Origin of the sequence: Subtercola sp. RTI3 (genome assembly GCF_035018625.1) — a bacterium.
Taxonomy (GTDB): Bacteria; Actinomycetota; Actinomycetes; order Actinomycetales; family Microbacteriaceae; genus Subtercola; species Subtercola vilae.
This window is the reverse complement of sequence record NZ_JASJXO010000021.1, coordinates 39,979-60,262: the sequence shown is the minus strand read 5'-3', so window position 1 is coordinate 60,262 and position 20,284 is coordinate 39,979. Positions and strand designations below refer to the sequence as shown.

14 protein-coding genes are annotated in these 20,284 nt (G+C 66.0%); 7 read left to right on the top strand and 7 right to left on the bottom strand.

Annotated elements, in window-relative coordinates:
- Positions 1-99 precede the first annotated feature (99 nt).
- The 5 genes from QN358_RS09960 to rsmI all read right to left on the bottom strand — a co-directional run bounded on the left by QN358_RS09960 (position 100) and on the right by rsmI (position 5,494).
- Complete coding sequence (locus QN358_RS09960; protein WP_136642175.1) at positions 100-1,035, bottom strand: 4-(cytidine 5'-diphospho)-2-C-methyl-D-erythritol kinase; 936 nt, start codon at positions 1,033-1,035, stop codon at positions 100-102.
- A 51-nt stretch (positions 1,036-1,086) separates the two neighbouring features.
- Entirely contained in the window at positions 1,087-1,923 is an 837-nt protein-coding gene (rsmA, locus tag QN358_RS09955; protein ID WP_237280365.1) for a 16S rRNA (adenine(1518)-N(6)/adenine(1519)-N(6))-dimethyltransferase RsmA, read from the bottom strand.
- A gap of 146 nt (positions 1,924-2,069) precedes the next feature.
- The gene (locus QN358_RS09950; RefSeq protein ID WP_136642173.1) at positions 2,070-2,987 is read right to left on the bottom strand and encodes a TatD family hydrolase; all 918 of its coding nucleotides are present in this window, start codon (positions 2,985-2,987) and stop codon (positions 2,070-2,072) included.
- A 9-nt stretch (positions 2,988-2,996) separates the two neighbouring features.
- Positions 2,997-4,583, bottom strand: coding sequence for a methionine--tRNA ligase (gene metG / locus QN358_RS09945; protein ID WP_323512240.1), 1,587 nt, complete (start codon positions 4,581-4,583; stop codon positions 2,997-2,999).
- Between the two features lie 41 nt (positions 4,584-4,624).
- Positions 4,625-5,494 (bottom strand): 16S rRNA (cytidine(1402)-2'-O)-methyltransferase, encoded by an 870-nt coding sequence (gene rsmI, locus QN358_RS09940; RefSeq protein WP_136642171.1) that lies wholly within the window; start codon positions 5,492-5,494, stop codon positions 4,625-4,627.
- A 112-nt stretch (positions 5,495-5,606) separates the two neighbouring features.
- On the opposite strand from rsmI, the gene QN358_RS09935 reads away from it, so the two are divergent.
- The gene (locus QN358_RS09935; RefSeq protein WP_136642170.1) at positions 5,607-7,247 is read left to right on the top strand and encodes a dolichyl-phosphate-mannose--protein mannosyltransferase; all 1,641 of its coding nucleotides are present in this window, start codon (positions 5,607-5,609) and stop codon (positions 7,245-7,247) included.
- Positions 7,238-8,359: a YeiH family protein gene (locus QN358_RS09930; protein WP_136642182.1), complete on the top strand. Its 1,122-nt coding sequence runs from the start codon at positions 7,238-7,240 to the stop codon at positions 8,357-8,359. Before QN358_RS09935 ends, QN358_RS09930 begins: the two co-directional genes overlap by 10 nt.
- Before the next feature lie 16 nt (positions 8,360-8,375).
- On the opposite strand, the gene QN358_RS09925 is transcribed toward QN358_RS09930, so the two are convergent.
- The gene (locus tag QN358_RS09925) at positions 8,376-9,962 is read right to left on the bottom strand and encodes a long-chain-fatty-acid--CoA ligase (RefSeq protein ID WP_136642169.1); all 1,587 of its coding nucleotides are present in this window, start codon (positions 9,960-9,962) and stop codon (positions 8,376-8,378) included.
- 211 nt (positions 9,963-10,173) lie between these two features.
- Between QN358_RS09925 and QN358_RS09920 the strand changes: the two genes are divergently transcribed.
- The 3 genes from QN358_RS09920 to QN358_RS09910 all read left to right on the top strand — a co-directional run bounded on the left by QN358_RS09920 (position 10,174) and on the right by QN358_RS09910 (position 13,327).
- Positions 10,174-11,466 (top strand): O-acetylhomoserine aminocarboxypropyltransferase/cysteine synthase family protein, encoded by a 1,293-nt coding sequence (locus QN358_RS09920; RefSeq protein WP_136642168.1) that lies wholly within the window; start codon positions 10,174-10,176, stop codon positions 11,464-11,466.
- Positions 11,466-12,092 carry a CoA-binding protein gene (locus QN358_RS09915; protein WP_136642167.1) on the top strand — a complete coding sequence of 209 codons (627 nt, stop codon included), beginning with the start codon at positions 11,466-11,468 and terminating at the stop codon, positions 12,090-12,092. The genes QN358_RS09920 and QN358_RS09915 overlap by 1 nt, the downstream gene beginning before the upstream one ends.
- Positions 12,093-12,307: 215 nt before the next feature.
- Complete coding sequence (locus tag QN358_RS09910; protein WP_323512239.1) at positions 12,308-13,327, top strand: sulfurtransferase; 1,020 nt, start codon at positions 12,308-12,310, stop codon at positions 13,325-13,327.
- 4 nt (positions 13,328-13,331) lie between these two features.
- On the opposite strand, the gene QN358_RS09905 is transcribed toward QN358_RS09910, so the two are convergent.
- A complete protein-coding gene (locus QN358_RS09905; protein ID WP_323512238.1) occupies positions 13,332-14,954 on the bottom strand; it encodes a thioredoxin domain-containing protein in 1,623 nt (540 codons plus the stop codon).
- A gap of 65 nt (positions 14,955-15,019) precedes the next feature.
- Between QN358_RS09905 and hrpA the strand changes: the two genes are divergently transcribed.
- Positions 15,020-18,889, top strand: coding sequence for an ATP-dependent RNA helicase HrpA (gene hrpA, locus QN358_RS09900; protein WP_323512237.1), 3,870 nt, complete (start codon positions 15,020-15,022; stop codon positions 18,887-18,889).
- Between the two features lie 91 nt (positions 18,890-18,980).
- Entirely contained in the window at positions 18,981-20,189 is a 1,209-nt protein-coding gene (locus tag QN358_RS09895; protein WP_136642163.1) for an MFS transporter, read from the top strand.
- The last annotated feature ends 95 nt before the right edge of the window (positions 20,190-20,284 follow it).

Genomic DNA, 20,284 nt, shown 5'->3' with positions numbered 1-20,284 from the left:
TTTTAATCATCCCGCCCCCACCCACATCTACACCTCTATATGGGGCGGCAGCGTCAGATGTGTATACGCCACCGGGCTCGGGGGGGGGGGCCGGGGGGCTCAGTCGCCGATGAGGCGGGCGCCGTGCACGGGGCCGGAGACGCGCACGACGGTGTGGCGGGCCGCGCTGAGGGCGATCTGCAGTTCGAGGGCGCCGTCGAGGTCGGCGGCCAGGAAGGCGACGGTGGGGCCGGAGCCGGAGACGATTCCCGCGAGCGCACCGTTCGCCTCGCCGATCTCGAGCACGTGCCCGAGTTGCGGCGCCAGGTGCAGGGCGGGGGCCTGCAGATCGTTGTGCAGAGACTCGGCCAGCATGTGGGGATCGCCCGCGCGGAGAGCCTGCAGAACATCCGCGTCGACTGACGGCTGGTGTTGGGCGGGAAAGATGTCTTGCGCGTGCCGGTCGCGGTGCCGGTCGAGCTCGCGGTACACCTCTGGCGTGCTCGACCCGAACTCGGCGAGCGCCAGCACCCACTGGAACTGGCCCTTCGCGAGCGCCGGGCTGAGCTGGTCTCCACGCCCCGTGCCGATGGCGGTGCCGCCGGTGAACGCGAAGGGAACGTCGGCCCCGAGCCGGGCCGCAAGCCCGAGCAGCTCTTCGCGCCCGAGGTCGGTGCCCCAGAGCGTGTCGCAGGCCAGAAGGGTGGCTGCAGCATCCGCCGATCCGCCGCCCATGCCACCCGCGATGGGAACGTTCTTCGAGATTTCGAGTCTCACCCCGCCGCGAAACCCAGCTTTGTGCGCGAGCATGCGCGCCGCGCGAATGGCGAGGTTCGACCCGTCGGTGCTGAGGGTCGAGGTGTCGATGCTGCCGCTGAAGGTCACCGAGAAGTCGTCGGCCGCGTACGCGCGCACATCTTCATAGAGCGATACGGCCTGATAGGCGGTCGCCACATCGTGATACCCGTCGTCCATGACGGCACCGACCTTGAGAAACACGTTGATCTTGCCAGGTGCCCTGACATGAACCGCTTTGGAGCCCGCGTTCATCGTCATGCATTCAACCTAGCTCAGCCAGCGACTTCTCGTTTCGTGCCGACCCGTGTGCTAGGCGGATGCCCGCTCCCCCGCATCGGGCCCGAGCCGCAGTGCTGCCTGTCGTACCACCGCTATCGCGAGAAAGTCGTGAACCGTGAGCTGCTCGCCGCGAACGGTCGGATCGAGCCCCGCCGACTCGATCATCTCGCTGGCCGTCTTCGAGGTACCGAACACGACGGAGAGCGACTGCCGAAGCATCTTGCGCCGCTGTTGGAAGGCCGCGTCGACCAGTTCGAACGTCAACAACCGCAGTTCTTCGCTGGCCAGGCTCGTGCGCGAGCGCTCGAAGGCGACCAGCACTGAGTCGACGTTCGGCACCGGCCAGAACACCTGCCGGCTCACGTTGCCGGCCGTTCGCCACTCGCCATACCATGCAGCCTTCACGCTCGGGCTGCCGTAGACCTTCGAACCGGGTTCGGCCGCGATGCGGTGCCCCACCTCGGCCTGAACCATGACGACGCCGGAGAGGATGCTCCAGAAGTGCTCGAGAAAGTGCAGCAGCACGGGCACCGAGACGTTGTACGGCAGGTTCGCGACCAGGCGCGTGGGGGCACCGGGCAGCGACAGGATGCGAAGGGCGTCGTCGCGAATGACGGTGAGCCGGGCATCCGGCTGCAGCATGCTCACGGTGAGGGGCAGCTGCTCGGCGAGACGTTTGTCGATTTCGACGGCGATGACCTCTGCCCCGACCTCGAGGATGCCCAGGGTCAGTGACCCGAGACCCGGGCCCACTTCGACCACGGTCTCGCCTGGTTGCACGCCGGCGATGCGCACGATGCGCCGCACCGAGTTGCCGTCGATGACGAAGTTCTGGCCGAGCTTCTTGGTGGGCGTGAGGTTGAGCATTTCGGCGAGGTCGCGAATCTCGGCGGGGCCGAGGAGGGCGGCCTTAGGGTCGGTCACAGGGTTCTTTCGGGTCGGGTCTGGCGGGTCTGGCAAGTCTTGCGGGTCTGGCAAATCTGGCAGCAGGAGAACAGGGCATCGGCGGCGACTCAGTCGGTGTAGCTCGGCAGCACGACGGGTTCGGCGTTCCACGAGCCGTAGACGAGCTCGGTGTTCGACGTGATCTGCGCCGCGAGCATCGAGGCATCGGTGCCCAGGTACTCGGCCATCGCACGCAGCGTGTACGGAATCAAGTACGGCGCATTCGGCCGCCCCCGGTGCGGCACCGGCGTCAGGAAAGGCGCATCGGTCTCGACCAGCAGCAGGTTTCGCGGCGCGACGGCGAGGGCTTCGCGCAGGTTGTCGGCGTTCTTGAACGTCACCGTGCCGGCGAACGACATGTACCAGCCGTTCTCGGCGCAGACGCGGGCCAGCTCGGCGTCTCCTGAGAAGCAATGGAACACAGTGCGCTCGGGTGCCCCGACGCGTTTCAGCGTGGCGATGACCTCGCTGTGTGCGTCGCGGTCGTGAATCTGCATGGCGAGGTTGTTCTCTTTCGCCATCTCGATGTGCGCCTCGAACGACCGGTACTGCGCCGCGAGCGCCTTCTCGCCCGACGTGCGAAAGAAGTCGAGCCCGGTCTCCCCGATGGCCGCGACCCGGGGTCGCGTCGCCAGCTCGGCGATCACGGCGAGCGCGTCGTCGAGCGTGCCGGCCTCGTCGTAGACGGGAGCTTCGTTCGGGTGCAGCGCGACGGCGGCGAGCATCCGCGGCTCACGAAGTGCCTGCTCGGCCGACCAGCGCGAGGTTTCGACGTCGCCGCCCACCTGTACCACGCCGCGCACGCCGACACTGGATGCCCGGTCGAGGTGTTCGCGGTACGACAGCGAATCATCGCCGTCTTGCACCTCGAGGTGCGTGTGGTTGTCGTACACCGGAACGGTCAGCGCCTGGGGCAGCGGCGGATACGTGAGGTCGCGCCCGGCCGACGGCTCGCGCTTGCGTATGGTGGGCGAGCCGTCGGTCATGCTTCGAGCCTACTCACGGGCCGCCGGGCCGCCAGAGCCCTCGATGTTCTCGATGCGCGGAAAGAGCGGCTCAAGCGGCCACACCTTGCCGTCGGTCTCCCAGTGGTACGCCGTGCGCAACGGCACGTCGGTGATCTCACCCACACCACCCAGAGCCTGCCAGAGCGTGCCGGTCGCCTCGGGGATCACCGGTGACAACAGCACGGCGAGCGTACCGACCCCGCGAACTGCCGTGAACAGCACCGTCTGCAGTCGGTCGAGCAGCTCTGGTTTCTTCGCCAGCGCCCACGGTTCTTGCGCCGTGATGTACCCGTTCAGCTCGTCGACGAGCTCCCAGATCGACGACAGGGCCTCGTGGATGGCCAGCCGCTCGATCGCCGCATCGGCGTCGTCGACCACCCGGCGCTCGATGGTGCGCACGCGCTCGTCGGCCGCCTCAGACTCGCCGGGGTCAGGAATGACGCCGTCGAAGTACCGCGTGACCATGGCAACCAAGCGCGAGGCGAGGTTGCCAAAACCGTTGGCAAGCTCGGCCTGGTACCGGGCCGACAGGTCTTCCCAGCTGAACGAGCCGTCTTGGCCGAAGTTGATGGCGCTCATGAAGTAGTACCGGAACGCGTCAGAACCGAAGGTGTCGGTGATCTGGTTCGGCGCGATACCGGTGAGCTTCGACTTCGACATCTTCTCACCGCCCACCAGGAGCCAGCCGTGGCCGAAGACCTGCTTGGGCACCTCGATGCCGGCGGCCATCAGCATGGCCGGCCAGATGACCGCGTGGAAGCGGGCGATGTCTTTGCCCACGATGTGGGTGGCGGGCCACAGCCGCGCGAACTTCTCGTCGTCGTAGCCGTAGCCGGCCGCGGTGATGTAGTTCAGCAGGGCGTCGAACCAGACGTAGACGACGTGCGAGTCGTCCCACGGCACCTTCACACCCCAGTCGAAACTCTGGCGGCTGATGGAGAGGTCGGTGAGCCCGCGCTTCACGAAGGCGATGATCTCGTTGCGAACGCTCTCGGGCTGAATGAAGTCGGGGTTCGACTCGTACAGGTCGAGCAGCGGCTGGGTGAAGTCGCTCATGCGAAAGAAATAGTTGCGCTCCTGCAGCAGCTCGACCGGAATCGAGTGGATGGCGCAGACCTGCTGGCCCTCGTAGGGGCCTGTGCCGTCGATCAGGTCACCCAGCTGCTTGTACTCCTCGCAGCCCACACAGTACGCACCTTCGTAGTCGCCCGTATAGATGTAGCCGGCGTCGAACAGGCGTTGGAGAAACAGCTGAACGTTGACCTCGTGACGGGCATCCGTCGTTCTGATGAAATCGTCGTTCGAGATGTCGATGGTCTGCAAGAGCGGCTGCCAGGCGGTCTCGACCAGGCGGTCAGCCCACTCTTTGGGCGTGACACCGTTGGCCGTGGCCGTGCGGAGGATCTTCTGGCCGTGCTCGTCTGTTCCGGTCAGAAACCAGGTGGGGTCGCCGGCCTGGCGGTGCCAGCGCGCGAGCACGTCAGAGGCGACCTCGGTGTACGCGTGGCCGATGTGGGGCACGTCGTTGACATAGAAGATGGGGGTGGTGATATAGAACGAAGAGCCGTCAGACATAAGCAACATCCTAAGCTGCGGGGGCCGGGCGCCCGGCCCTGTTACGGCCGTGGTGGAAAGCTCAGGTGCGCTGCCGCCTGTGCAGGAGTAGTGGATGCCCGCGACTGCAGCGCCGCTTCGTAGAGGTCGCGCTTGCTGAGCCCCGTCGCGTCGGCGATCGCAGCCGCCGCATCTTTCAGCCGCTGGCCGTCGGAGACCAGCTCGAGAACCTGCGCAACGCCCGTTGCGAGTGTGACCTCGAGGGCCGCGGCGCCCGCGACAACCAGCACGATCTCGCCTTTGACTCCGGCCTCGGCCCACGATACGAGCGAGGCTGCTCCCCCGCGTTTCACCTCTTCATAGAGCTTGGTGAGTTCGCGGCAGACCGCGACGAGCCGGTCGTCGCCGAGCACCGAGGCGATGTCGGCCAGTGACGCGGCCAGCCGGTTCGGTGACTCGAAGAACACCATCGTGCGCCGCTCGCGCACCAGATCACCGAGCGTCGACAGCCGATCGCCCTGCTTTCTCGGCAGAAACCCCTCGAATGTAAAGCGGTCGGTGGGCAGACCCGATACAGCGAGCGCCGAGACGACCGCTGACGGGCCCGGAATGATCGTGACATCCACCCCGCCCGCCACCGCGGCCTGCACGAGATGAAACCCCGGATCAGAAACGGTGGGCATGCCTGCGTCGCTCAGAACGACCAGATCGGTGCTGCGGGCGAGCTCCACGAGCTCTGCCGCCTTCTCGCGTTCGTTGTGGTCGTGCAACGCGATGAGCCGGGGCCGGTTGCTCACATTGAGCGCGCGCAGCAGCTTGGCCGTGACGCGCGTGTCTTCGGCCGCGACGACCTCAGCGGCTTCGAGGGTCTCGATCAGCCGCACCGAGGCATCCTTGAGATTGCCGATGGGCGTCGCCGCGAGGATGATCATGCCCCCAGTCTGCCCGATATGGCACCGGATGCTCTCGCTACCCTCCACGCAAAACTGGAGTTATCCACAGAAACCGGCACGGGGAACGGCGGCGGCGGGCACCTTCAGTAGCATGGGGCGGGTGAGCCTCACGACCGACTCTGAACCCCCCACGCCTGTGCCCGAAGACGCCCCGGCGCACGTTCGCGAGCCCGTCGGCAGCCGCCTCGACGCCTGGTGGGGTCGGTTGCTCAGCACCCCTGGCCGCCAGAGCGCGTGGCGATGGGGCGGCCCGCTCGCAGTGACCCTGCTCGCCGCCATCCTCCGGCTCTGGAACCTCGGCGACCCGCACAGCCTCGTGTTCGACGAGACCTTCTACGTGAAAGACGCGTGGTCGCTGCTTCACCTGGGCTACGAGGGCAGCTGGCCCGCCAACGCAGACACCGCGTTCAACGCGGGCGACGTGAACCAGTTCACGAACGTCGGGTCGTATGTGGTGCATCCGCCGCTCGGTAAATGGATCATGGCGCTCGGCCTCTCGGTGTTCGGGGCAGAGAACAGCTTCGGCTGGCGCATCTCGGTCGCGGTGTGCGGCATTCTGGCTGTGCTGCTGATCGCGATGATCGGCACCAAACTCTTCAAGTCGACACTGCTCGGCACCATCGCGGGGTTTCTGTTCGCCATCGACGGGCACGCCATCGTGATGGCCCGTATCGGCATTCTCGACGGCATACTGATGCTCTTCATGCTGCTGGGCTTCGGGGCGATGCTACTCGATCGGGAATGGCATGCCCGGCGACTGGCGGCCTGGGTGGACAGACGCGAGCGAGAGGGGCTCACAGCGTCGTGGGGGCCCACGTTCTGGTGGCGCCCGTGGCTGATGGCTGCTGCTCTGGCTTTCGGTCTGGCCAGCGCCGTGAAATGGTCGGGGCTGTACTTTCTCGTTGCGTTCGCCGTGTATTCGCTGCTCGTCGACGCGCTCGCCCGCCGCCGCGTGGGGCTTCCGTTCTGGATCAGTGCGGCCATCCTCAAGCAGGGCCCGGCGACCTTTCTGGTGATGGTTCCGCTGTTTCTGGCGAGCTACCTGGCCACCTGGGTGGGTTGGTTCACCACGGCCGGTGGGTACTACCGAACGTGGGCCCAGACGAGCGGCACCGAGTGGACCGGTTCGCTGTCGTGGGTTCCACTGACCATCCAGAACTTCTGGCACTTCCAGGTGTCGGTCTACAACTTCAATGTGAACGAACATTCACCGCACCCCTACGCAGCGAACCCCTTCACGTGGCTGTTCATGATTCGGCCCACCCAGATGTACGTGAACACGACAACCGACGGCACCGGCGGCTGCGGCGAACAGACCTGCTACGCGAACATCACCTCGGTGGGCAACGCGGCCATCTGGTGGGCTGCAACGGCTGCCCTGTTCTACCTCGTCTACCGACTCATTCGTAAGCGTGAGTGGCAGGTCGGGCTCATTCTCATGGGCATGGTTGCCGGTTACCTGCCGTGGTTGATGTACGCGAACCGCACCATCTTCCAGTTCTACACAATCGCCTTCGAGCCGTACATGATCCTGGGGCTGACGTTCGTCATCGGGCTGGCCCTGGGCGCGAGAACGGATGCCCGTCGAAAACGGGTGCTCGCGCTGTGGGTGGTGGGCGCCTACCTTCTGCTCACGGTGGCGGTCTCGGTGTTCTTCTGGCCGGTCTGGACGGCCCAGCCCATCCCCGGGTGGCTTCTGACCCTGCACTACTGGCTGCCGTCATGGCGGTAGAAGGCGGAGCCGGCACTGGCAGCACTGGTGGAGGTTCGGCAGGTGGCAGCGGCTCCCGATTGACGCCGACGTGGTGGCCGCGGTGGGGGGCCGGAGTCGTCGTGGCGGGGGTGGCCGCGCTGGTGGCGCTGGGCATCCATTCGCTGGTGCCCGCCGTGCCGCTCCTGACCGCTGCAGTGGGGCTCGGAATGATCGCCGGGCAGATCCCTGCAAGCCAGCGTCTGCTCGACACCGTTCTGAAGCCGGGCATCGCGCTCGCCGCACGTCGGCTGCTGCGCATCGGCATTGTGCTGCTCGGGCTGAAGCTCTCGCTGTTCGATATTGCCGGGCTCGGCTGGCCCACTATCATCGTGATCGTTCTCATCGTGGGGATCACCTTCAGTGCGACGCTCGGGCTCGGCAAATTGCTCCGCCTGCCGGGAACCCAGCCCATTCTCATCGCCGCCGGGTTCTCCATCTGCGGCGCATCGGCTGTCGGCGCGATGAGCGCAGTGACCCGCAGCAAAGACGAAGACCAGGCCACCCCGATCGCACTCGTCACGCTGTGCGGCACACTGGCCATCTTCATCCTGCCGGTGCTGCGCCTGCCCCTCGGCCTCGACGAGCAGCAGTTCGGCATGTGGGTGGGGCTCAGCGTGCACGACGTGGGTCAGGTCGTCGCAACCGCTCAGATCGCCGGGCCGGCCGCGCTCGCCGTTGCCGTGGTCGTCAAGCTGACCCGGGTGCTGACCCTCGCCCCCATGGTGGCGATCGTCGGGCTCGTCGAGCGTGCGCGCGACGCGCGGGAACTCCGTGCGGGCGCCGGCAACACAGCCGAGATCAAGCGCAGCGGCTCGGGCACGAGCGCCAAGCGCCCGGCCATCGTGCCCCTCTTCATCGCCGGCTTTCTGGCCGCGGTCGTCGTGCGCACGGTGGTTCCGTTGCCCGGCGAGCTGCTCTCGGTCGCCGACATGCTTCAGACCGCGCTGCTCGCGATGGCACTCTTCGCACTCGGTTCGAACATCCGGTTCGCCGCACTGGCACGTACCGGTTGGCGCGCCCTGATTGTGGGGCTCGCGTCGTGGGCCCTGATCGCGGTGCTCTCTCTCGGCGCCGTCGCGATTCTCACGTGACAGCGTTCGGCAGAACCTAGCTTCTGATCGGAGCAGGCTCGGCCGGCTGGTCTGCTGCGGCGACATACGCCGCGACCAGCTCCCGTTTCAGCACCTTGCCTGACGGGCCGATCGGCAGCGAAGAGACGATGTCGATGTGCCGCGGATACTTGTAGTGCGCCACGTCTTCTTGAACGAACGCGCTCAGTTCGTCGGGGCTGGTCGACGCTCCGGCAACCAGCACGACAGACGCGATGATCTCCTGCCCGTGCGTCTCGTGGGGCACGCCATAGACGGCCACCATCGAGACGGCGGGATGCTTCGCCAGCACCTCTTCAACCTCACGCGGGTAGACGTTGTAGCCGTTTCGCAGAATCATGTCTTTCGTTCGGTCGACGATGGTGAGGTACCCGTCGTGGTCTTTGCGGCCCAGATCTCCGGTACGAAACCAGCCGTCGACCATGGCCTTGGCCGTGTCTTCAGGACGATTGTGGTACCCGTTCATCAGGTTGTGACCCCGGATGACCAGCTCACCGAGCTCGCCGGTCGGCAGCAGCACGATCGAATCGCTCACCTCCGAATCGGCGATTTCGACATCGATTCCCCAGATGGGTGTTCCGATGGTGCCGGGGCGCGGAGGCACACCCACCATGTTGAACGTGGCCACCGGTGAGGTCTCGGTGAGCCCGTAGCCCTCGTGGATCTCGGTGCCGAACGATTCACGGAACTTGGTGATGACCGCCACCGGAATCGCTGCACCGCCCGAGATGCCGTAACGCAGCGGCGGGCGCTCGGGGGTGCGGGAGGCGGCGTCGAGAAGGGCGATGTACATGGTCGGCACGCCCATGAAGATGGTGCAACGCTGCTCGTTCATGACCCGCAGGGCTGTGTCACCGTCGAATTTGGGCACCATCACGAGCGTCGCGCCGGCCCGGAAGACGGTGTTCATCGTGCAGGTCTGACCGAAGGTGTGAAACAGCGGCAGCGCGCCGAGAACGCGGTCACCTTCTTTCATGTCGAAGGTGGTCAGCAGCGACACGTTCACCTGTTCGACCAGCGCCAGGTGGGAGCCTTCGGCGCCCTTCGGGGTTCCGGTTGTTCCGCTGGTGTAGAGAATCGTCGCCGTGTCGAACGGGTCACGCGGAACGTATGTCTCGATCGGCTGGGCGCTGCGGGCCTCGTCTTCGAGCCGGGGTGGCAGTTCAGGGGCTGCGTCGGGCAGCAGCACGCTCAGAACGGGAACGCCCGCCAGCGCTGCGCCCTTCGCCCCCTCGGTCAGCAGCGGCGCGGCACACACCAACAACTCGGCGCCGCTGTCGCGCAGCACGTACTCGATCTCCTTGCCCTTCAGCAGGGCGTGGATCGGCACGACGACTCCACCGAGCGACAGCACCGCGTAGTAGACCCGCGGAAAGTCGGCAACGTTCGGAATCAGCATGGCGACGGGCGTTCCCGGTTTCACTCCTCGCTCGCGGAGGGCCCCGGCGTATTCACGGGTCTGCTGCCACAGCTCTGCATAGGTGGTCTCTGTCGGGCCCACGACAAGCGCCACCCTTTCAGGCATGCGCCTCGCTGTTTCAACGAGGATCGATGCAACGGACATGGTGGCAAAACCAGCACTCATCGGGCACTTCTTTCGGTCGACTTTGACGTGGTTCGAGTTTAGCTTGGGATGCTGCGGGGCAGCCGTGCATTGACATCCATTCGATGCGGATGTTCAGAACGATGGGTCACCGCCTTCGAACTACTCCTGCACAGGGCCACGAGCAGGGGAATTGTTACCAAGGGAGTCGACCCCGGGCATCCGGGCCAGAGCGCTCGGGTAGCGTTGGGGCATGGCAGATCGCGAATACGGCTTCAGAACTCGGGCAATCCACGCAGGCAACATTCCTGATGCGGTGACGGGTGCTCGCGCCCTGCCCATCTACCAGACGTCGGCGTTCGTTTTCGACGACACTGCGGATGCTGCGGCCAGGTTCGCTCTGCAGAAATACGGCAACGTCTACAGCCGTCTGTCGAACCCCACCGTTGCTGCATTCGAAGAGCGGGTGGCCAGCCTCGAAGGCGGCCTCGGCGCTGTGGCGACGGCCAGCGGTCTCGCCGCGCAGTACATCACGTTCGCGTCTCTCGCGGGAGCAGGCGATCACATCGTCTCATCGGCCAACCTCTATGGCGGCTCGATCACGCAGCTCGACGTGACCCTTCGCCGGTTCGGCGTCGACACGACCTTCGTCAGAAGCTCAGACCCCGCCGACTACGCCGCTGCGATCACTGACAAGACCAAATTCATCTTCGCAGAGACGGTGGCCAACCCGTCTGGCGAGATCGCCGACATCGAGGGTCTGGCCGACGTGGCGCACGCCCACGGGCTGCCGCTCATCATCGACTCGACCATCGCCACCCCCTACCTCAACCGCCCCATCGAGTGGGGTGCCGACGTGGTCATCCACTCGGCCACCAAGTTCTTGGGCGGCCACGGCACCACGCTTGGCGGCATTGTCATCGAGAGCGGTCGGTTCGACTGGCACAGCGAGAAGTTCCCGCTGTTCGGCCAGCCGGTGCCGAGCTACGGCGGCCTCGAGTGGTCGGGCAACTTCGGCGAATACGCGTTTCTCACACGTCTGCGCGCCGAGCAGTTGCGTGACATCGGTCCCGTTCTCGCCCCACATTCGGCCTTTCTGCTCGCACAGGGAGTCGAGACCCTCGCGTTCCGCATGCAGGCACACGTCGACAACGCTCGAATCGTCGCCGAGTGGCTCGACAACGACCCGCGCGTCGACTTCGTCAACTGGGCAGGCCTGCCGGGCCACGAGCACTACGAACGTGGCCTCAAGTACCTGCCGAAGGGCCCCGGCTCGGTCTTCAGCTTCGGAGTGAAGGGTGGCCGCGACGCCGGCCGCACGTTCATCGAGTCCGTCGACCTCGCGAGCCACCTGGCGAACATCGGTGACGCCAAGACCCTCGTCATCCACCCCGCCTCCACCACGCACGCGCAACTCTCTGAGCAGCAGCTGCTCGAAGCAGGCGTTCTGCCGGGCATCGTGCGCATCAGCGTGGGAATAGAAGACCCCGACGACATCGTTTACGACTTAGACCAAGCTCTGGCCAAAGCAACGGAGGGTAAGTAATGTCACTCACCATCGATGCACCGGGTGGTGCGGCCGAGGCCGCACAGACCGACAACGTCACCACCGACACCGTCACCACGCAGTTCGCCAATGGGCTGACCTGCGACGTTCCGGCCAGCTCTCCTCTCGCCAAGCTGCTGAAATCACAGCGCACCTGGGTTGGCCCCGATGCCAAGGCTCGCCTGAAGATTCTGCGTGCAGCGAAGTCGATTGCCATTGTCGGCGCCTCGCCGAACCCGGCTCGGTCGAGTTTCTTTGTCGGCACGTACCTGCTTCAGTCGGCCGACTACCGCGTGTACTTCGTGAACCCGAATGCCGACACCATTCTGGGCCAGAAGGCCTACCCCAATCTGGCGTCGCTGCCCGAGGTTCCCGACATCGTCGATGTGTTCCGTAAGGCCAGCGACATTCCGTCGGTCATCGACGACGTGCTCGCGGTCGGCGCGAAGACGGTGTGGATCCAGCTCGGTATCTGGAACCAAGACGCAGCAGTCTACGGCGAGAGCAAGGGGCTCACCGTCGTCATGGATCGTTGCATCAAAGTCGAACACGCGCGCTTCCACGGTGGCCTGCACCTGCTCGGCTTCGACACCGGCCAGATCACCGCACGCAAGGTGCTGCGCTAGCCCCGAAGGCGTCTCGGCTTCGTCACATCCGTGCTCACCGCGTCTGTGCTCACCGAGTCTGTGCTTCACCACGACGATCGACCACCTGCCCGCGTACCGCCCGAATTCAGGGTGTGCGCGGGCATTTGCCGTTGCGACCGCAGTACCCGAGCGGGTTATTACACTCTGTTGCAATACCCAGCTGCCCGACGCTCTGCGGGGCTAGCGTTGGGGCCGTGAACGATTCACGTACGACCTCAGGCTCTCCGGCCACCGCCGGAATCGCCGCACACGTCATCCCTCTCGCGAGGCCTGCCCACTCGCACGAGCGCACGACGGCCTCACCCCGCATGGTCTCGCCTCTTGTCGCGCCCATTGTCTCGACCCAGTGGCTCTGCGACCACATCGGTTCTGATTCTGTGGTGGTGCTCGACGCGAGCGTTCTCCGGGTGACGGGCTTCGACAGCCACCCCACCTGGCTCAGCGGGCTCGACCAGTACCTGGTGGGCGGGCACATTCCGGGCGCCATCTTCGCTGATCTGATTGACGAGTTCAGCAACCCGACTGGCGCGTTCGGCTTCGAACGCCCCAGCATCGCGCAGTTCGAGGCTGCCGCGGCCGCCGTCGGAGTGACGAACGACAGCACCGTGATCGTCTACGACACCGCCGCGGGCCAGTGGGCAGCCCGGCTCTGGTGGCTCTTCCGGGCCAACGGCTACGACCGCGTCGCAGTGCTCGACGGTGGCCTCACCAAGTGGAACCACGAAGACCGGCCCATCGACACCGGCTCTGTCGAACCGGCTCGAGGCGCATTCACGTCGACCGAGCGCCCACAGCTCTGGGCAGACAAGACATTCGTCGCGTCGGTCGTCTCGGGCGAGGCCGCTGCCACGTTGGTGTGCGCCGTTCCGGCCAGCGAGTTCGCCGCAGAGTCAGGCGAGCGCGCCCGGCGTGGGCACATTCCCGGCAGCGTCAGCGTGCCCTCCGGGCGCCTGGTCGACGCTGAGACGAACGCATTTCTGAGACCGGATGCCCTGCGAGCCCTGTTCGCCCCGACGCTCGATCTCACCGCTCGGTCTGCCGTCGCGGGCACACCGACTCTCATCGTGGCCTACTGCGATGGTGCGATTGCGGCGGCGGCCGACGCCCTCGCACTCGCTCTCATCGGGGTCACCGACGTGGCAATCTACGACGGGTCGCTGACCGAGTGGTCGGTCGACGACGCGCTCCCGCTGGTCGGGGCGGCGATCTACTGACGCCTCAGGCGTCGGCGCTGAGCCGCAACATGATCTCGAGCGACGCACCGAAACCGATGGGCCGCGAAAGCGCATCGGCCGACAGCGGCGTCAACACCTCGACAACGGCAGCACGGTAACGCTGCTCGCCCGTCGAAAGGTACAACGCGTACGCCGCCGCTGACACTGCGCTCGTTCCAGAGGGGTAGGCCCCCTCTGACACATCGCCGTCGATGAGCAAGCCGCGCGCCGCAAGCACCGGGTCTCCGCCGCCCGGAGTCGCGAACCCAGCGTCGAGCACCTTGTCGACCAGGTCGCGGCCGGTGCGGGAATAGCGCTCGTCACCCGTGACGGCGGCGAGCGCGAGCAGGGCCTCGGCGAACATTCCGTAGTCTTCGAGGGTCGCCCGGGCGTCAGATGTGCGCTCTCCCAGCGAGGCCCGCACCAGGGTTCCATCGGGGCGGAGGTGGTGCCCGAGAAGGTAGTCGGCCGCCGCGACGGCAGCGGCCAGCCACGCGCCCGGCTGTGTTGACGATGGAGGGGTGAGCGCCGGCGACAGGGCCGCAGAAGCCCTCGCCAGCGCCGCGATGGCGAGGCCGTTGAGCCCGGTGAGAATCTTGAGGTCGCGCGCGGGGGCCGGCTGATCGACGCGCTGGGCAGCGTTCAGGGCGTAGTACCCGCCCTCCGAAGCGGTGCCGTCGACGAGGCTCTCGGAGTCTTGCGCCGCCGCGAACGCGCCGCCGTCGACCTGAAGCACGTCGACAAGAAACGAGGCGATGCCCGCCGCAGTATCGGTCGCCCACTGTTCGCCCGGGTACCGCACCGCCGCAGCGGTGTAGGCATCGAGCAGCAGCGCATTGTCGTAGAGCATTCGTTCGTAGTGCGGCTCGCTCCAGTCAGCGCGGGTGGCGTACCGAAAAAAGCCGCCCTCGACGCGGTCACGCAGGTCGGAGGCCGCCATGGCCTGAAGGGCGCGCGTGGCTACGGGTGCATCCATCGCCTGCAGAAATTTGAGCACCGGCGCGACGGGAAACTTCGGCGCACCACCGAACCCACCATTGACGGTGTCTTCGTAGTCGTCGAGTTCGAGTACCACCTGCTCCAGCTGTGCCGGGGTGGGAAGCGCGTCGACTGCCTGGTCTGCGTCCTCTACCGCGACCAGCGCGGCCGTGAGCTGGCGAGCAGTGCTCTCGACGTCGTCGCGGCGGGTCTGCCACGCGTCGCTGACGGCACCCAGCACCTGGCCGAACGAGGGGTTGCCCTGCACTGCGACGGGCGGCGAATACGTTCCCGCGAAGAACGGCTTGCCCTCCGGCGTCACGAAGACGTTGAGCGGCCAGCCGAGGTTCTGCGTGAAAGCCCCAGCCGCGGCGAGGTAGACCGCGTCGACTTCCGGATGCTCTTCCCGGTCGACTTTGATGGCCACGAAGCCGCGGTTCAGAACTTCGGCCAAGGCCGGATCGCTGAAACTCTCGCGTGCCATCACGTGGCACCAGTGGCAGGTGGAGTACCCGATCGACACCAGCACGGGCACATCGCGCCGCTCTGCCTCAGCGAATGCTGCCTCACCCCAGGAGAACCAGTCGACGGGGTTGTCGGCATGTGAACGGAGGTACGGGCTGATCGCATCACCCAGTCGGTTGGCCATTGTTCAAGCCTAACCCGAGCCTCCGGGGGCTCCCGGGGCCGGTCGGCACGTAGAATTGAGGGCCGATGAATGCTGAGACGATCTACTTTCCGCCGGAGCTGCCCGTCAGCCAACTGCGCGAGGAGATCGCGCGCACCATCGCCGCGAACCAAGTCGTGATCGTGGCCGGCGAAACAGGCTCGGGCAAGACCACGCAGCTGCCGAAGATCTGCCTCGAACTCGGCCGCACGAGCATCGGGCACACCCAGCCCCGCCGCATCGCCGCGCGCACGATCGCCGAGCGCATCGCCGAAGAGCTGGGCCAGGAGGTGGGCGACCGGGTCGGCTACCAGGTGAGGTTCACCGACAAGGTGGGGCCGAACACCCAGATCAAACTGATGACCGACGGCATTCTGCTGAACGAGATTCATCGCGACCGGTTGTTGAAGAAGTACGACACGATCATCATCGACGAGGCCCACGAGCGCAGCCTCACCATCGACTTTCTTCTCGGGTATCTGCGTGAGCTGCTGCCCAAGCGACCCGACCTCAAGGTCATCGTCACCTCGGCGACGATCGACCCCGAGAGTTTCTCCCGGCACTTCGGCGGCGCCCCCATCATCGAGGTGTCGGGCCGCACCTACCCGGTTGAAGTTCGCTACCGCCCCCTGGTGGCCGATGGCGAGGTGAGCGACGATGTCGACGACGGTGCCGACACAGACGAGGCGAGCAGCACAAGCGGCACGAGTAGCACGCGCAGCGAGAACCGCGATCCGCTCGACGCGGTGAACGAGGCGCTCGACGAGCTGGCCCGAGAAGGCGAGGGCGATGTTCTGGTGTTCTTCTCGGGTGAGAACGAGATCCGCGACGCCGAGGAGTCGATTCGGGGGCGTCTCAGCTCGGGCGGCGCGCTGGGCGCGGCAACCGAAGTGCTGCCGTTGTACGGGCGGTTGTCGGCGGCCGACCAGCACAAGGTCTTTCAGAGAACGGCCACCCCGGGCATCCGGCGCCGCATCGTGTTGGCGACGAACGTGGCCGAGACGAGCCTCACTGTGCCGGGCATCAAATACGTGATCGACACGGGAACGGCTCGTATCAGCCGCTACAGCGTGCGGTCGAAGGTGCAGCGACTGCCGATCGAGGCCATTTCGCAGGCGTCGGCCAATCAGCGCGCCGGGCGAAGCGGCCGCACGAGCGATGGCATCTGCATTCGGCTGTTCTCTGAAGACGACTACCTCGCCCGGCCCACGTTCACTGAGCCGGAGATTCTCAGAACCAATCTCGCAGCCGTGATTCTGCAGATGATCTCGCTCGGGCTCGGCGACATTGCGAGTTTTCCGTTTCTGCAGCCGCCGGATTCCCGCGGGATCAAAGACGGCCTCGACCTGCTGAGTGAACTCGGCGCCATCAACCCGGGTGCCATCAACCCGGGTGCCATCAACCCGGGTGCCATCAAACCCGGCGGTAACGCAGCTGTACCCACGCTCACCCGCGTTGGCCGCGACCTCTCGCGCATGCCCATCGAACCGCGCTTCGCCCGCATGGTGATCGAGTCGAAGAACCACGGCACCAGCCGCGAGGTCATGATCATCGTCGCGGGCCTCACCGTGCAGGACCCGCGAGAACGGCCACTCGAGAAACGCCAGCGAGCCGACGAGCTGCACGCCCGTTTCACCGACCCGACGAGCGACTTTCTCACCCTGCTGAACCTGTGGAACTACGTGGAGGAGAAGCAGCGAGAGCTGTCGTCGAGCGCGTTTCGGCGACTCTGCAAGGCCGAACACCTGAATTATCTGCGCGTGCGCGAATGGCAAGACGTGTTTCGCCAGCTGCGTCAGCTCAGCAAGCCGCTGGATCTCACGCTCGGCGAGCCGTCGATGAACTCCGACGGCATTCACCGCTCGATTCTCGCGGGACTGCTCTCGCACATCGGTTTGAAAGACGTGGCGAAAAAAGACTACGTCGGTGCACGGCAGACGCGCTTCAGCCTGTTCCCCGGCTCTGGCCTGTCGAAGAAGCAGCCGAACGCCGTGATGAGCGCCGAGTTGGTGGAGACCAGCCGCCTGTTCGCTCGCACGAACGCCTCGATCGACCCAGCGTGGGCCGAGGCGTTGGCGGGCGACCTGTGCAAGCGCACCTATTCTGAGCCGCACTGGGAGAAGAAACAGGGCGCCGTGGTGGCGTACGAGCGGGTCACGCTGTACGGAGTACCGATCGTGCTCAAACGACGGGTGCAGTTCTCGCGGGTCGACCCGGCGTACGCCCGCGAGCTGTTCATTCGTCATGCTCTGGTCGATGGAGACTGGGAATCGCAGCACGCCTTCGACCGCGACAACCGACGCTTTCGCACCGAACTCGCCGAGATCGAAGAGCGCACGCGCCGCCGCGATCTGCTGCTCGACGACGAGGCGGTCTTCGAGTTCTACGACGCCCGCGTTCCTCGCGACGTCAACACCGCGCGGAGCTTCGACGGCTGGTGGAAGACGACGCGCCACGATTCGCCGAACCTTCTGACAATGACGCTCGACTCGCTCGTGCCAGAGGGCGCGCCCGACATCGACGAGACCAAGTTTCCGGCGACGTGGCAGCAGGGCGATCAGCATCTGGCCCTCACCTACCGGTTCGAACCGGGCACCGACGACGACGGCGTGAGTGTGACCGTGCCACTCACGCTGCTGCCCCGCCTCGAGCCGGGCGGCTTCGAGTCGCAGGTGCCGGGATTCCGACAGGAACTGGTCACCGCTCTCATCAGGGCGCTGCCGAAGAACATTCGCAAGAACTTCGTTCCCGCCACCGACTGGGCCGTCAAACTGCTGGCGGCAATTCCCGCCGACGTGGGCGGCGACCCCTTCCTGACCGCTCTCGCCCACACCATGACGCGTTTGGCGTTCATTCCGGTCACCGAAGGCGACTTCGACAGATCACGCATTCCTTCACACCTCTCCGTTTCGTTTCGTGTGGTGGATGATCGGGGCCACACCCTGGCCGCGTCGAAAGACCTTGCGGCGCTGCAGACCCGCTACCGTTCGGCGGCACGCGAAAGCGTCGCCCGGGCATCCAGTCAGACCGCTAACGCCATCGAGCGAAGCGGCCTCACCTCGTGGGACTTTACGGAACTCCCCCGCCATCTCGACACCCGATTGCAAGGCAGTGTGATTCGCGCGTATCCGGCGATTGTGGACGAGAAGACGTCTGTCGCCATTCGCCTCATGAGCACCCAGCAGGAGGCCGACCGGGTCTCCCCCGCCGGAGTGCGACGACTGCTGCTGCTCGCGGTGGCATCGCCCGTCTCATACGTGCGCGAGCACCTGACCCAGAACGAGAAGCTGGTGCTGTCGACGAGCCCGTACCCCGGCATCCAGGCGCTGTTCGACGACTGCATGAAGGCGGTGGCCGACCAGGCGATCCGGCTCAACCACCCCGACGGGCTCGTTTTCACCCGACAGGCATTCGAGGCCGCTCGCGACCAGCTGTCAGCCACAGTGATCGACTCGATGTACGGCGTGGTGGCAAACGTGGCAGCCGTGCTCACGAAGGCGCGCGACGCCGAACGGGCCCTCAAGAGTGTGACGAGCGTTTCACTGCTGCCCGCCCTGTCTGACGCCCGGGCCCAACTGGCGGCTCTGGTCTACCCCGGCTTCGTCTCGGCCGCCGGTGCCGAACAGTTGCGCCACGTGCCGCGATACCTCGCCGGGGTCGAGCTGCGCATGCAGAAACTGCAAGACGCAGTGGCCCGGGATCGCGCATGGATGATCGAAGTACAGAACGCGACCGCCCGCTACGAGGCCGCCGGGGGGCTGCTACCCCTGCCCCAGGGCGCTGAGGTCGTGCTGCCGGCGCCGATCATCCGGGCGCGCTGGATGCTCGAAGAGCTGCGCATCAGCCTCTTCGCCCAAACCCTCGGCACCGCTGAGCCGGTCTCGCTGCAGCGCATCCAGAAGCTGCTCGCCGTGTAGTTCTGGTACCCCGATTGTGCAGTTTCTGTTCACAGTCGGGGCACCACACGGTAGACCGGGAATACCGTCTGGCTGGTACAGTTAACCTCTTGTGAGCAGTTATTCCAGCCTTTTGAAAACCCGCGGTGTCGCGCGCATCATGGCTGCCCAATTGGTGGCCCGTTTTCCCTTCGGAATGCTCTCACTCGCGTTCCTGCTGCACATCGAACGGGTGCACAACTCCTACGGCTCTGCCGGTCTCGTTCTGGCCGCGCTGTCGATCGGGCAGGCCATCGCTGGCCCGCTCACGAGCCGTCTGATGGGTCGCTGGGGCATGCGCCCGGTCATCACGGGCACCATTGCCATCTGCGCTGTGGCGATTTCGATCATCGCCCTCGTACCCATGAGCATCACGACGACGATGATGGTCGCGTTCGTCGCCGGGCTGACGATGCCGCCCATCCAGCCCGCCGTTCGCACCATCTACCCCAAGATGGTCAACTCGAAGCAGCTCACACCGCTGTTCTCGCTCGACGCATCGGCGCAGGAGATCATCTGGGTGGTCGGGCCGGTCATCACAACCTTCACGGCGACGCAGATCGGTACAGTTCAGGGCATTCTGCTCGCCGTCACCTTTCTCGTGGGCGGTGGCGCCTGGTTCCTGGCGAGCCCCGAACTCGGCCGGGTGCGCATCCCCCGCAGCCGTCGTCGAATCGGCGCCGTTCTGGCCAAACCCCCTGTGCTTCTCGCCACGATTGTCGGCTTTCTGCTGGTCGCGGCCTGCGCGGCCATCGAGGCCGGCGTCGTGTCGGCATTCAGCCACGGCGGCGCCGAGGCAGGAATCGTGCTCGCGGTCTTCGCCGTGGGTTCGCTCGTGGGCGGTCTCGCGCTCGGCCACATCGCCATCGGGCCGTGGGCCCTCGCCCAGCGCATGTTCATCGTCTTCGTGGGCACCGCCATCGCCGCGCTGTCGCTCAACGTGGGCTGGTTGGCCGTGTTCCTCTTCCTCGCGGGCGTCGGTATCGCTCCGGCCCTCGCCGTCATGTTCTCGATCGTGTCGTCGAGCGTACGCTTCAGCGACACCGCGGAGGCCTACGGCTGGGTGGGCACGGGCCAGTTGATCGGTGCGGCAGTGGGGTCGGCGCTGGCCGGCTTCATGATCGACTCGAGCGGGTCATCCGGAGCCTTTGTCGTCGCCGCCGTACTCGCCCTGTTCGGCTTTCTGGTGCCTCTACTCGGTCGCCGCTTTCACCCCGACCTGCGCGGCAGAGACGCGAGCCCCATTCCCGACACCGAGCCCGTGGCCACCGTCACGAGCTAGCTGCACTGCTCGCAGCCGCGGGGCGCCGCCTGTTCTGCTGGCTACTCGCTCACATCGGGTCGCGTCACCCGATTCTCGACACGGCACCGGATGCC